Here is a 13,730-nt window from a genome sequence, read left to right as displayed (position 1 = left end):
GTGGTTGTGATTCAAGCTCTGGATGTGGACGCCAGAGCACATCAGGCTACAGATCCCAAGAACGTGTCTGCTCTGACAATCCACAAGCCTCGCGACAGGACCGCTGACTAACATCGCCCGAACATGAAACGTGCGTTTCAGCTCTGGTCTGCGGCCGCGGGGTGCCTATCGATGAAAAAGCTGCTCTTCGTCATTCCCCCCTATTTCAACGCGGCGGACTATCTCGACAAGACGCGTGCAGCTGTTCTTCCTGCTTTCACCATTCCCTATGGCATCCTGTCCATGGAAGCCTATCTGACCAGGCATTGCGAACGCCTTGGCGGCCTGCAACTGCTTGACCTCAATCTGACGCTGAAGCGGCTCGTGGAAGAGCGGTCGGTGGACTCCTATGAAGCGGTCTTTCGCGCGGAGGTGACGGCCGTTCTCAAGGCGTTCAAGCCGGATATCGTAGGTGTGTCCGCGCTGTTCAACTCCTCTTTCGACTACATCCAGAGCCTGGTGAAGGCGGTGAAGGATTTCGATCCTAACACCTTGACCATTGCCGGCGGCGGGTTGCCGTCGGCCGCCTATAAGCTGATGCTGGAGCAGTGCCCTGATCTCGATGCCATCTGCAAAGGCGAGGGCGAACTGCCGCTGAAGGAGTTGATCGATTCCCCCGATCCCGACGCGGTGATCGCCAATCACAAGTCCTGGGTCAGCCGCACGTCTGCGGCGGCCGGCAAGATACCGGAGCATACGTTCATCACCAATCTCGATGACATTCCGCAGATGAACTACGCGATGCTCAATCTCGATCATTATAACAATCGCGGAATCGACAAGCGTTATACCGATCAGCCCAAGCGCGAGATGGCCATCCATACGTCGCGCGGATGCCCGTTCCTGTGCGTGTTCTGCTCCAATCCGGCGTTGCATGGCCGCGACGTGCGTTTCATGTCCATCGAGCGGATTATTCAAGACGTTACGCGCATGCGTGACGAGTTCGGCATGACCGTGTTGATGGTGGAAGACGATCACTTCTTCCACGACCGTGACCGCGCCAAGCGGTTGTTGCGTGAACTGGCGAGCCTGGGCATCCGCCTGGAATTTCCCAACGGCGTGGCGGTCTATGCCATCGACGAGGAAGTGGCGGAATTGTTCGCCAGTGCTGGCGTGTCCGCCGTGGCGCTGGCGGTGGAATCGGGTTCTGACCATGTGCTCAATAACATCATCAAGAAGCCTCTAAAGAAGAAGCTGATCCGGCCTGCGGTCGAGGCGTTGCGCAAATTCAACGTGCGCTCGCATGTATTCATTGTTGTCGGTCTGCCCGGCGAACAGGATGAGCATCGCCAGGAGACGCTAGAGATGTTAATCGAGAATGGGTTTGATTGGGTTCACGTCTTTCTGGCGATCCCAATTTTCGGAAGTCGCTTGTATGACATTTGCGTCGAAAATGGCTATATCGAAAATACCAACAATGCCAACTTCGTCGCCACCAAGTCGGTCATCCGCTCGCCGGGCGTCGATCCGGAAAGATTGGAGAAGTATGCGTACGAGACGCAGTTGCGGGTAAATTTCGTTGAAAACTACAACATGAAAATCGGTCGCTACGACGTGGCGTTACATTATCTGAAGAATGTCGTTATCAAGTATCCAGATCACGCCTTTGGTCATCTTTACATGTCTTTGTGCTACAAGGGACTGGAAGAGGCAGATCTGGCTGCGCATCACGCAGCCGAGGCGCTCGAGGTGTTCGCAAGGGATGCCTGGTGGCGCGAGCTGGCGCATCGGTATGATGTCGACTATCTCAGCATGTTGAATGGGTGTGGCATTCCTGGCCACAGTCCGGCTTCCGTTGGCGCGGCCGCGTGCTGACATACTGCGTTGAGAGTCCATACGTTTCTTAAGAGCCGGATCCGTTCACGGTGAATCGCCCGGCCGCTCGACCCTTTCGGGACGGGCTCTTAAGAAACCGGCGCGCGCAAGGTCAGTTTGCGAGCTTGGCCTCGGCAATGGCCGCCATGCGGCCATAGCGGTAGGTGCCGTAGATGGCGACCACCGAGAACAGGGCCATCAGCACGTATTCGCCGATATCGCCCAGGTTGAACAGGCCACCCACCGCCCAGCCGGCGGCGAGCGCGGTCGCCACGGCTTGCAGAGCCACGAACAGCGTCGCGCTGGCCACCGTCAACATATGTTTGCGGCCTGTGCGTGCGTTCCCTGCCATGTCCTGTCCTCTCCCGTCGCGCGGCCTCCGCCTGCGACGCCACACCTATCCGATCGCCCCGGTAAGGCCGGGGGCGTTTGCCGCCGGACACTGCGCCGCAACGGCCGGCGGGTCAAGCGCGGCGGCGGGCGCCTTGCCCGCGCGGGACTGCTATAGAAGCGCAGAACGCGCCCCGCCGCGCGAATCGACCTGTTTCGGAGATCCCTGCACATGACCCATGAGAGCACCCGCGCCGGGCGCGGCATGGTCGCCACCCCCCATCATCTCGCCACGCAGGCGGGCAAGCAGATCCTCGCGGAGGGGGGTAATGCGGTGGAGGCGGCGCTGGCGGCGGCGGCGGCCATCGCGGTGGTCTATCCGCACATGAATCATGTGGGTGGCGACGGCTTCTGGCTCATCCGCGAGCCTTCCGGCCGCGTGCGCTATATCGAGGCCTGCGGCTTTGCCGGCGCCAAGGCCACCATCGCCCATTATCGCGACCTCGGCCACGACACCATTCCCTTCCGGGGGCCTCTGGCGGCGCTCACCGTGCCCGGCGCGGTGGGTGGCTGGGCGCTCGCCCATGAGGCGGCGCGGGCCTTCGGCGGCAAGCTGGGGCTCCGCGAACTCCTGGAGCCTGCCATCCGCCACGCCCGCGCCGGCGTGCCGGTGACGCGCTCTCAGGTGGAATTGACCGCATCCCGTCGGGCGGAGCTGGAGCCGTCCCCCGGCTTTGCCCGCACCTTCCTGCCCGGCGGCAAGGTGCCGGAACTCGGGCAGGTGCTGGTGCAGCCGGGCCTGGCCGAGATGCTGGAGCATCTGGTGAGCGCGGGGCTCGACGATTTCTATCGCGGCGATGTGGGCCGCGAGATTGCCGGCGACCTGGAGCGCATCGGCAGCCCGGTGACCCGCGCGGATCTTGAACGCTACCGGGCGGTCACCCGCGCCCCGCTCCAGGTGAAGCTGAAGGCTGGCACCGTCTATAACGCGCCCCCGCCCACCCAGGGCCTCGCCTCTCTCATCATTCTCGGCCTGTTCGACCGCCTGAACGTCCGCGCGCCGGAGGGCTTCGACCATGTGCACGGGCTGGTGGAAGCCACCAAGCGCGCCTTCCTCGTGCGCGACACCGTGGTGCGGGACCATGACCTGCTGGCCGAGGACGTGACGCGCTATCTCGATCCCGCCTTCCTCGACCCGGAAGCCGCCCGGATCGACATGAAGCGCGCGCTGCCCTGGCCGCAGCCGGCGGCCCATGGCGACACCATCTGGCTCGGCGCGGCCGATGCCTCGGGGCTGGCGGTGTCCTATATCCAGTCCATCTATTTCGAGTTCGGTTCGGGCTGCGTGCTGCCGGCCACCGGCGTGCTGATGCAGAACCGGGGCGCCTCCTTCTCGCTGAACGCGAAGGCGGTGAACCCGCTCACCCCCGGCCGGCGGCCCTTCCACACCCTCAATCCCGCGCTCGCCGATCTCGCGGACGGGCGGATCATGGCCTATGGCACCATGGGCGGGGAGGGCCAGCCGCAAACGCAGGCGGCCGTCTTCACCCGCCACGTGCTGTTCCGCGAGCCTTTGGGCGAGGCCATCGCCGCGCCGCGTTGGCTGCTGGGTCGGACCTGGGGCTCCACCCACAACAATCTGCGGCTGGAAAACCGCTTCGACGAGAGCCTGGTGCGCGCCCTCGTCTCCGCCGGGCATGACCTGGAGGTGCTCCCGGAGGCCTTCTCCGACACCATGGGCCATGCGGGCGCGGTCATCCTGCATCCCAAGGGGGGCCTGGAAGGCGCCCATGATCCGCGCGCCGATGGCGGGGCCGACGGCATTTGAGGCGCAAGCGCCTCAGACCTTCTCGCCGATGCAGAAGGTGCGCGCGTCCGGGGTCCAGGTGCCGACCCCGGCCGCCACCAGATTTTTCATGATGCGGCAGACATAACGCTTCTGGGCCGGCGTGTTCTTGGGGCCGGCATTGTAGCGGGCAAGCGCCATGGTCCAGGTGCCGTGGCGCTTCTTCAGGACCTGAAGGAACCGGGCCGCCTGCTCCACGTTCAGGCGCGGATCGAAGATCTCCTCCACCGTCCTGAATTCCTGCTTGTGCCAGTAATAGTTGACCTGCATGCAACCGATGTCGATGAGGTCGACGCCCCGGCTGCGGGCCTCATGGAACAGGCGCAGCGCATCCGCGAGGTTGGATGAGACATGCCCCTTGCCCTCCATGTAGAGGGTGTAAGGCTGGAGAAAGCCGCCATAGCCGCTCTCCGTCAGGCCCACCGCATAGAGAATGGGCAGGGGCACGTCATACTTCACCGAGGCGCGCGCCAGTTCCCGCTCGCACACATTGGGCGGGCCGCCGCGTGCGGGGCCGGCGGAGGCGGGGCTAGCCGTCCAGCAGGCCACCATCAAGGCCGCCGTCCAGGCGAAGATCAAAGCCGGCATCGCGCGCGCCGCCGCGCCCAGGATTGCGGGAGCCTTGGTCGTCATGTCGTCCCTCATTGCGTCTTGAGCCGTCCTGGGAGCCGCCTTGCTGACGGTCTCCTTGCGGATCGCCCCGGCGGTCATCGCCGGGGGAAGCCTGTGTGGAGCGCAGGTCGGGACCCGCTCCGGAGCCGATGGCGGAGCCATCCGGGCCGGACACCTCCATCCGGTCCTCGCTGCAGCCAAATTCCCGCAGGATGCCGGCGAGCTGCGCCTTGTCCTGCTGAAGCAGGGCGGCTGTCCCGGCATCGGAGGCGCGCACCCTTACCTCAAGCCCGTCGGACGTGAGGCGCAGGCGCACCGTCACCTTGCCGAGGCCCTCGGGCGAAAGGGCGATCTCCATGATGCGGACGGGATCGCCGGGGCGCGGGGGGGCGGTGAGGTCGATGCCCGCATTGGTCCGCACCAGGCGGCTTGCGGCCTCCGAAATGGCGACGGCCACCGCAGCCGTCGCGGGCGGGGCGGCGGAGGGCATGGGGGTGCCCGTGGGGGCGGCGGAACCCGCAGCCCCCCGTCCTGCGCCGGTTTCTATGGGCACGGAGGCGGCGCGTTCGTCGCGCCGCTCATCGCGGCTGGATGAACGTTCGCCGCCCGCCCGGGCAACCGGGCTCGGCTCGAAGGGGGTGGTTCCCGGAGTGGCCTCGGGCGCCTTCACGCTGCCGGATGTGCTGGCCGCCGCAGGCTCGGCGCGCCGGGCGGGGCGATCCGGCGTGGACAGGGCCGCGAGGACGGCGGTGTCCGCGTCAGTGGCGGCGGGGGACTGGCCCGTATGGAGAACGTCCGACGTGGCGGGCGCGGGTTGCGGCGGGGCAGTCACCACAGGGGCGCGAATGGGGGCGGCGGGCGCCGCCGCCGGGTTGGGTTGCGCGGTCCCGCCAGTGGCCACATCCGGCGTGCGCGTCGGGGCGCTGAAGGGCTCGGCCCCCATCTCGGCCCGCTGTGCGGGGGCGTTGGCGGGGGCGTCGGCGGGGCGCGAGGCCAAAGAGGGGAAGCCGTCCGTTCCGGACAAGCCGGGGCCGGCGGCAAGCGGCCGGGCCCCGCCCCTCGTCTCCACAGCCGGGATGATCCTGGCGGTATCGGCACCGGCCGTCGCGGGCGGTGCGGCAGCGGGAGCGGAGGTGCTCACCAGGGAGCGGATGGGCGCGAAATGGGTCTGCACGTCCAGAACTTTCGCCACCAGACGCGGGGCATCCTGCGTTATGTCCTCTTGCGCATCCTGGGGCGCGGCCCCTGCGTGGGGGGCGCCGGCATGGGGATCGGGCGCGGGATCATGGGGCGATGTTCCACCGGTCCGGCCCGCGGAGGGCGGGGCGAGGCAGACCATCTGCGCCACCGTGCCGGTAGCATCCCATCCCGCCGCAGCGCTTCCTGCGGCATCTGTCCCCGACCGATCCTCGGCTGCATCCATTCCGGGCGCGTCCGTCCGGTCGAGACCGGTGTCGCCAGGCTCTGCCACGTCGGCGAGGGGCGATGCGCCAAGGGCGCAGGACGGGGAGAGGCGCTCAAGGTCCAAAGACATACGACCGGCGTCCGCGGCCGCACCGGCTTCGGCCTGCAGCGCGCGAGCCGCGGTCGGCAAGGGCGCCATGGCGGGACGCGCCACCTCCTGCGCCATTCCGCCGGAACGGGTGAGCGCGCGGGCGATGAGGCGGGACAGGTCGGTGCCCCCCTCCGCCGGCTCGGCCGGGGCAGCGGGACTGCCGGGCGCCGCCTGGGCGGCCCCCCCGGCTTCTTCCGTGGGGCGCTGGTCCGTCGGAGACTGCCCGCCGGCGCCGCGCCCCATTTCGTCGAGCAGGCCGGAGAAGGGATTTCCGGCGCGGGCGCCGTCGCCTTCGTCCGGCGGCCGGGTGTCGTTGGCTGGGATGGGAAGGGTGGTGAAGCGGGCGTCCAGCGGCATCATCGGGGGGCCTCCTTCAGCAGGGCGTCCACGGCTTCGAGTTTCGCCCGTGCCCCCTTCACGGCGTCCGTCTCCTCCGTCTGCGGCGCGGGGGCGGCCGGAGGGGAGGCGGAGGGCGCCGGAGCGGTCGTGGATGCGGCAACGGGAATGGCGGGCGGGCTTGCCGGCGCGGCCACAGGCATGGTGACCGGCGCAGCCACGGGAACGGGTGCGGGCGCCGCGGCGGGGACGGCTTGGACGCTGACGCGGGAGGCATCGCGCACCGTTCCGGCGGCTTCGCGGGCCGCATCCAGCAGGGCGATATCGGAGGGGTCGAGCCGGCTGCGGTCCACCGCGGCCAGCGTCTTGAGGGCGGCCGCATAGCCACTGGCGGAGGCGGCGGTAGCCGCCGCGCCATAGAGACGCGCGCGTTCCGCATCAAGGCTCGCCGGCGGGGCGAGCGCCAGGGTGCGCTCCGCGCAGAGGGCGGCGGCGGTCGTCCGGCCCTGGGTGAGGGCAGCGCGCGCGATGAGCAGGTAGATGTCCCGACGGCCCTCAGGCTCGATGGGCTTGAGCATCTCGTCCAGCCGGCCGAACTGGGCGGGATCATTGACAAAGGGCATGCGGGTGAGCGCCGCCGCGAAGCGCTGGCGGAAATTGCCCGCATAGACCGAATGGCGGAAGCGGAACAGATATTGCCGGGTCAGCCGCTGGAACCGGGAAATGTCCGCGCTCTGGCTCTCCACCAGGATCTGGCGGCGCAGTGCCGCCTCCTCCACCAGCGTGCCCGGCAGGAGGAGGCGAGCGAGGTCCAGGAGGTCGGAGGCCTTGGCCGGGTCCTGGCGCACCACCAGGGCGGCCTGGGCCAGCGCGATCTGGCCGCCAAGCACATTGGGTTGGGCACGGGCATCCACCTCCCCGAGGAAGCGCAGGGCTTCCTCACCGCGCCCTTCCGCATAGGCCAGGATGCCCCGCAGCATGCGGATGTCGCCCGCCGGAGCCGGCTCGCGGTCGAGGATCTTGCGCAGCACGCCGGGCGTGCCGCCGCTGAGGAAATAGACCGCCAGGGCCCGCGCATTGCGCTCGTCCTGCCAGACCTCCTGGGGGAAGCCCGCATAGGCGGCATCGATCTGGGAAATCAGGTCCCGCTGGGCCGGCAGGCCCTCGCTGGTGCCGGCGGCAAGCCGGTCTTGGAGCCGCTGGAGGCGGCGCAGGAGGTCCACGGGGCGCGTGTCGCGCGGCGGCTCATGGGCGGCGGTGCCGTGGCTATCGCCGTGGCCGGTGGCTGCCGGGGCGTGATCCTGCGCGTGCGCGGCCTCTTGCTCCGGCGCCTGCCCATCGGCGTGGGCCGGGTCCACCTGGCCCTCGGGGTGCGACTGGCTCTCGGGGTGGGACTGGCTCTCGGGGTGGGACTCACCGGCCGCTTGGGGTTGCTCGTGTGCCAGCGCGCCGGGCGCGGGTGGCGTCGATGGCGCGGCGGCGGGCTGGGCCGCGGGCGGGGCGGCTTGGGGAGCCTCTGCCGGGGCGGGCGTCGCGGGGGAAAGGGGAACGCTCGGCGCCACGGGCGCGGCGAGCGCGGAAGGGAACATGGCCGCTTGCAGCGCGCCCATGGTGCCGGCGGCGGCCGGCGGGCTGGGCGCAGGAAGGGCAGCGCTCGGCGGCGGGAAGGCGTTCACCGCCGCATCGAACATGCCGGGGGCCAGCCCCTCGCCATCCGCCTCCGCGTCGAACACGGCGCGGCCGGCCAATTCCGGGGCGGGGGCTGCAGGGGGCGGGGACGTGACGGCCCCGGGGGCATCCGCCGGGCGGGGACGGGGGAAGGGGATGGCAAGGGGGGCCGCGAGCGCCGTGGTCGCCGGGCGTTCGGACGTGCCGGGCGCCTGCGCGGCCGGTGCGGCAGGTGCCGCGTCCCGGGGCAATGCCGCCGGGCGTGCGGGCGTGGCCGGGCTGGCCGCGGGCACGGCTGCGGGTGCGCCCTTCGGGCTCTCGCCGGCGGCGCGCATGCCACCCCACGGATCCGCCTCCGTGGCTCCCGCCGCCTGGGGGACCAGAGCAAGGGCGGTGGCAAAGGCGGCGGCGCGGGCGATCGCCCCCAGCGTCGGGGTGAGGAGGATGCGGTCCCTCATGACGGGCTCCGCAGCAGGATCTCGATGCGCCGGTTCTGGGCCGCGTTCGGGTCGGTGGTGTTCTTCAGCTCCCGGTCGGCGAGGCCCTCGATCTTGATCACGCGCTTCTCGTCGAGGCCGCCGCGCACCAGCATGTAGTGGGCCATGTGGGCGCGGGCGGTGGAGAGGCGCCAATTGTCATAGGTGTCGGAGCGGAACGGGCGCGCGTCGGTGTGGCCGCGCACCACGATTTCGCCAGGGCGCGCGGCGAGGATCTGGGCGATCTTCGCCATCATGCGCACCACCCGCCCGTCGGGAACCGCCGAGCCCACCGGGAACATGGAGAAGTCGGTGTCGTCGGTGAGATTGACGATCAATCCCTCCTTGGTGAGGCGCACATCCACGCGCGGCGCGCCGGGCCCCGTCATGGTGTCCTTCACCGCCTGCTGAACGGCCTGCTGCACCGCCTGGAGCTGGGCCTGGGCCGGCGTCTGGCCGGCCGAGCCGCCTTGGCCGCCGCCGGTTCCGGCCACGGCGCCGCCGGGCTGGAGCCCCGCTTGTCCCGCCTTCTGGGCAAGGTCGGTCTTGCCGTCGAGGCGGCCGGTATCGCCTTTTGCTTGATCTCCCTTGGCCTGGTCGCCTTTGGCGGCATCGCCCTGGCCGGGAATCTGGCGCGCGGCGGCGGCATCTGGCTTGCCGCCTGGGCTCGGCATGGTGATGCGGGCGGGCTTGCCGCCTTCCTCGGAGCGCGGCTTGCGGCCCTGGCTCATCTGCCAATAGGTGGGGTCGAAGGGATCGCGCACCGTGTCGCCGAAGGCATTGCCCTGCGCGCCCACCTCGCCGATGGCGGCGTCCGGCGTCGCGCCCGGCGTGGGATCGGCATCGCCAGCCAGCTTGTCGAGGAGAGCATAGGGGTCCTGGAACGCGGTGCGCTCCTTGTCGCCCTGCTGGCGGTCGGCGCCGGCGCCGGTCTTCTCGCCCACGGTGTTCTTCAGCGCCGAGGACTTGTCGCCATTGGATGACGTGCCCTTGGCCTCGGTATCCTCGGGATCGTTGAGGCCGTTCACGTCGGTGACCGAAGAGGCGAGGTCCACGGGGTTGAAGTATTGGGCGATGGCCTTGCGCACGTCCTTGTCGGTGACGTTGATGAGCCACATGATGAGGAAGAAGGCCATCATGGCGGTCATGAAGTCCGCATGCGCCACCTTCCAGGCGCTGGAATGGGCCTCGTGCTCCTCGTCTTCGTGGCGCTTGATGATGATGATCTCGCCGTGGCCTTCCTTTTCGGACATGCCTGTCTCCTCAGTCCGAAAGGCCGGCGAGCCGGTCGCGCCAAGCCTGGAGCTGGGTCTCGATGACCGCGCCGTCGGCTTCGATGCGCACTTCCGGAGTGTTGCCGGGGGTGAAGGTGATGCCGCTCGCCGCGCCGAGGCGGGTGCCGAGCGCATCGAGCAGATCCTGCGGGCCGGTGATCTGGATGGCGCCCGAACCAAGCGCCATCTGATGCTTCACCAGGCTGTCCAATTCCCGCAGCGCCTGGTCGCGGACCCGTTCGGTGACGAACGGCGCCAGAATGGGTGCTAGGGCGTCGGACAATTGGGTGCCGAAACCGTCCAAGGCGGATCGGAAGCCATCCGCGAGGCGGTCGGCCTGCTCTGCCGTCCAGTCCGCGCGCACGGCGGCGATGCGGGACTCGGCGGCGCTCTGGTCCTGCGCGCGCGCAGCTTCCAGGGCGGCGATGGCGGCCTGCGCCTGCTCCTGGGCTTCGCGCCGGGCCTCGGTGCGGGCGAGCTCTACCGCGCGGGCGAGATCGTCCTGGGAGAAGCGCACGTCCGGGCGGGGGCGTTCGGGGATTGCCGGCGGGCGCACCGCGGGGGGCGAGGCAGCCGGCTTTTCCGCCGGCGAGGCGGGGCGGGCCGAGAGGGTTGGCCCCAGCGGGCCGAAATGGGGCAAGTGGCGGGACAGCGCGTGCATGGATCAGGCCCTCGCTTCCTGGTTCAGCCACTGGCGCAGGATCGCAGCCGCCTGCTCCTCGTCGAACTCGACGATCTGCTCCAGGCGCTTCTGCGGGTTGCGATACATCTGGCCGGTGAGGTTCTCGATCAGGTTCAAGGTGGAGCCGGCGATGGGACCGGCGGGCTCCTCCTCGGCCGGCGGGCCGGCGAGCGCCGGAGCGCCGGGCTGGGCGGCCAGCATGGTGGCCTCGATCTCGCGCGCCTCCAGCTCGGCGATCTCCTGCTCGCGCGGCCGCTCCAGGATGGAGCGCACGGCGGGGCGCAGGCCGAACCAGATCAGCAGGCCAGCGACGATGAGGATGGTCACCGCGTTGATGAGGGTACCGGCCTGGCGCAGCAGCAGCTCGGTCCAGGGCAAGGCGGGCACGGCCTCCATGTCGCGCCCGCCATTGGCGAACGCAACCGCCGCCACCTTCAGCTTGTCGCCGCGCTCCTTGTCGAAGCCGGCGGCGGAGGCGACCAGCTGCTCCACCTCAAAGAGCTGCTGCTCCACAGGAATGGTTTCCCCGCCCTGCGGATTGGCGGCGGTGAGCCGGTCCTTGTTCAGCAGCACCGCGATGGACAGGTTCTGCACCGCATAGGCGTCACGCACGGTCTGGACGGTGCGCGAGGAGATCTCGAAATTGGTCAGCTCCTCGCGGCGCTGGTTGTTCTCGTTGGAATCGTTGCCACCTTCCGGGGGCGCCTGGCCACCGGGAATGTTCTGCTGCACCGAGGCGTTGGGCTGCTTGGTGCGGTTCTGGGACTGGCCCTGCTCCTTCACCGCGCGCACCGAGCGCTCCACCTTGGAGGCGGGGTCGAACACGGTCTCGTTGGTGGTGACCTTGTCGGTGTTGAGGCGCGAGGAGACCGACACCTCGAAATTGCCGATGCCCAGATAGGGGATGAGGGTGCGGCGGATCTTCTCCTCGGTCTCCCGGTTCACCTGGCTCTGCAGCATGGCCTTCTTGCCAGCGGCGGCATTGGCGCCGTCCTCGCTGGAGCCGAGCACCGCGCCCTCGGTGTTGAGGACGGTGACATTGTCGAGCTTCATGCCGGGGATGGCGGCGGCCACCAGGTGGCGGATGGCGGCGGCGGACGAGGTGTCGTCGGCATTCTCGGTGCGGATGACGACCGAGGCGGAGGCGCCCTGCTGGTCGCGCCGGAAGGAGCCGCGGTCCGGCAGCACGATGTGGACGCGCGCCGCCTTGATGCCCTTCATGGTCTGGATGGTGCGGGCGATCTCGCCTTCCAGCGCGCGCACCCGCGTCACTTCCTGCATGAAGGAGGTGAGGCCGAACGAGCGCATGTCATTGAACAGCTCGTAGCCGGTATTGGCGCTCTGGGGCAGGCCCTTCACCGCCAGCAGCATGCGGGCGCGGGCAGTGTCGGAATGGGCGACGAGGACCGAGGTGCCGTCGGCATTCACGTCAAAGGAAATGCCGGCATCCTTCAGCGCGCCGCCGATGCGGCCCACGTCCTCGCGGTTGAGGTTGGCATAGAGCGTCTCGCGCTCCGGCTGGCTGAGATAATAGGCGCCCAGCGCGATGGCGGCCACCACGGTGGCGCCGATCAGGCCCAGCGCGATCAGGCGGCGGGCGCCCAGATTGCGCAGATTGGCAAGGATGGCTTCTAACTGCATGCGGCCGATCATCGGCGGGTCACTCGCGATTGCGGCCCGTCCCCGCACGCGCTGGCGCTGCGGGAAGGGAACGGGGACATTCGGGTCCGGCACACGCGGGTCCTTGCGGTTCCGCGCTCATGTGCCTTGGCGCAATCTCGGCAGCCAACCTTGCCTGGGCGTTGCAGGGGCCTTGAAACACAAAAGCCACGCTCCGAGGGGGGCGGAGCGTGGCCAGTTGGCCGCACGGGGGCGGCTGACCCAACAGGAACTCAAAAGAACAGATACTCAAGCAGATGCCCGCCCCGGCGCCGGCCGGGACGGGCTTTCTTCACCGATCAACGGAACAGCGTCATCACGTTCTGCGTGGAGTTGTTCGCGATCGACAGCGACTGCACCGCCAGCTGCTGCTGCGTCTGGAGCGCCTTCAGCTTGGTGGATTCCTCTTCCATGTTGGCATCGACCAGAGAGCCGATGGACGACGTATTGAGGTCGATCAGGCTCTGGGCGAAGGTCTGCTGGGACCCAAGCCGGGTGGAAGTGGTGCCGAGCGTGGTGGCGCCGTTCTGCAGCTGCTGCATGGTGGCGTCGACGATCTTCACATAGGCCTGGATCTTCGCCAGGTCCGCGTCGGTGTTGCCGAGCGTGGACACATCGAAGTCGGCGATCGATTCGGTACCGGTCGTGGCGGTGCCGCCGATGGCGAACTTGGTATCCATGAAGCCCTTCAGGCTGCCGGCCGCGGTGTCAACGGCGACGGTGGCGCCGCCGGTGATGTTGGCCGCAGTGGCGACAGCGGTGACCGCGGTATCGATGGTCGTGCTGGTGCCCGTCGAGGTGCCGGCGGTGGCGGCGTCATAGATGGCGAAGCTGCCGGTGTCGATGGCGGTCGAGCCCACGGTCACGGTGCTGCCGGTCCGCGAGAACGAGGACAGCAGGTTCTTGGTGCCGTTGAAGCCGGTGGCGCTCGAATCCACGGACAGCCAGTTGCTGCCGTTCATCACCGTGTTGTCCGCAGTGGTCTTGATCTCGCTCACATAGGAGGAGATTTCGGTCTGCAGCTTGGCGCGGTCGACGTTCGGCGAGAGGGCCGCGGTGAGATTGTTCTTGATCTTGGACAGCGAGGAGATCACGGCGTTCACGCCGGAGCTGGCCGCATCCACCGAGTTCTTGTCCAGGCTCATGGCATCCTTCACCGCGCCGAGCGCCCCGTTGTCGGAGGTGAGCGTGGTGGCGATGGACCAATAAGCCGCGCCATCGGAAGCGGAGTTGATGCGCTTGCCGGTGGAGACATGATTGTTGGTGGTGTCGAGCGAGCTGTTGATCGTCCGCAGAGTCTGCAGGGCGACCATGGCTGAGGTGTTGGTGATCAGGCTGGTCATGATGAATGTCCCTCGTTCGAGAAAGTGACGTTTGTCAGGGACATGCCGGGCTTCCACCGGCATGGCAGGGCGGCATCATGCCTTTGTGGGCCGTC

The 13,730-nt window shown here is 68.6% G+C and carries 10 protein-coding genes; 2 read left to right on the top strand and 8 right to left on the bottom strand.

Going from position 1 to position 13,730, the window contains the following annotated elements:
• Positions 1 to 171: 171 nt before the first annotated feature.
• Positions 172 to 1,854, top strand: a complete 1,683-nt coding sequence (locus J5J86_RS03045) for a B12-binding domain-containing radical SAM protein (RefSeq protein WP_209103431.1) — start codon at positions 172 to 174, stop codon at positions 1,852 to 1,854.
• A 112-nt stretch (positions 1,855 to 1,966) separates the two neighbouring features.
• Here the strand turns inward: J5J86_RS03045 and J5J86_RS03040 are convergent, their stop codons facing one another.
• The gene (locus J5J86_RS03040; RefSeq protein ID WP_247657973.1) at positions 1,967 to 2,173 is read right to left on the bottom strand and encodes a hypothetical protein; all 207 of its coding nucleotides are present in this window, start codon (positions 2,171 to 2,173) and stop codon (positions 1,967 to 1,969) included.
• 243 nt (positions 2,174 to 2,416) lie between these two features.
• Between J5J86_RS03040 and J5J86_RS03035 the strand changes: the two genes are divergently transcribed.
• Complete coding sequence (locus J5J86_RS03035) at positions 2,417 to 4,012, top strand: gamma-glutamyltransferase family protein (RefSeq protein WP_247657966.1); 1,596 nt, start codon at positions 2,417 to 2,419, stop codon at positions 4,010 to 4,012.
• A 12-nt stretch (positions 4,013 to 4,024) separates the two neighbouring features.
• On the opposite strand, the gene J5J86_RS03030 is transcribed toward J5J86_RS03035, so the two are convergent.
• From J5J86_RS03030 to J5J86_RS03000, 7 genes are all read right to left on the bottom strand, one after another.
• Positions 4,025 to 4,618, bottom strand: coding sequence for a transglycosylase SLT domain-containing protein (locus tag J5J86_RS03030; RefSeq protein ID WP_209103429.1), 594 nt, complete (start codon positions 4,616 to 4,618; stop codon positions 4,025 to 4,027).
• Positions 4,560 to 6,557, bottom strand: coding sequence for a flagellar hook-length control protein FliK (gene fliK, locus J5J86_RS03025; protein ID WP_209103428.1), 1,998 nt, complete (start codon positions 6,555 to 6,557; stop codon positions 4,560 to 4,562). The genes J5J86_RS03030 and fliK overlap by 59 nt, the downstream gene beginning before the upstream one ends.
• A complete protein-coding gene (locus tag J5J86_RS03020) occupies positions 6,554 to 8,659 on the bottom strand; it encodes a hypothetical protein (protein ID WP_209103427.1) in 2,106 nt (701 codons plus the stop codon). Before J5J86_RS03020 ends, fliK begins: the two co-directional genes overlap by 4 nt.
• The gene (locus J5J86_RS03015; protein ID WP_247657965.1) at positions 8,656 to 9,930 is read right to left on the bottom strand and encodes a MotB family protein; all 1,275 of its coding nucleotides are present in this window, start codon (positions 9,928 to 9,930) and stop codon (positions 8,656 to 8,658) included. The genes J5J86_RS03020 and J5J86_RS03015 overlap by 4 nt, the downstream gene beginning before the upstream one ends.
• A 10-nt stretch (positions 9,931 to 9,940) precedes the next feature.
• Positions 9,941 to 10,612 (bottom strand): hypothetical protein, encoded by a 672-nt coding sequence (locus J5J86_RS03010; protein ID WP_209103426.1) that lies wholly within the window; start codon positions 10,610 to 10,612, stop codon positions 9,941 to 9,943.
• A gap of 3 nt (positions 10,613 to 10,615) precedes the next feature.
• Complete coding sequence (gene fliF, locus J5J86_RS03005) at positions 10,616 to 12,286, bottom strand: flagellar basal-body MS-ring/collar protein FliF (RefSeq protein WP_209103425.1); 1,671 nt, start codon at positions 12,284 to 12,286, stop codon at positions 10,616 to 10,618.
• A gap of 305 nt (positions 12,287 to 12,591) precedes the next feature.
• A complete protein-coding gene (locus tag J5J86_RS03000) occupies positions 12,592 to 13,635 on the bottom strand; it encodes a flagellin N-terminal helical domain-containing protein (protein WP_209103424.1) in 1,044 nt (347 codons plus the stop codon).
• Positions 13,636 to 13,730: the final 95 nt, after the last annotated feature.

The organism is Aquabacter sp. L1I39, assembly GCF_017742835.1.
Taxonomy (GTDB): domain Bacteria; phylum Pseudomonadota; class Alphaproteobacteria; order Rhizobiales; family Xanthobacteraceae; genus L1I39.
The sequence above is the reverse complement of the archived record's forward strand: the minus strand, read 5'-3'. Positions and strand labels throughout refer to the sequence as shown.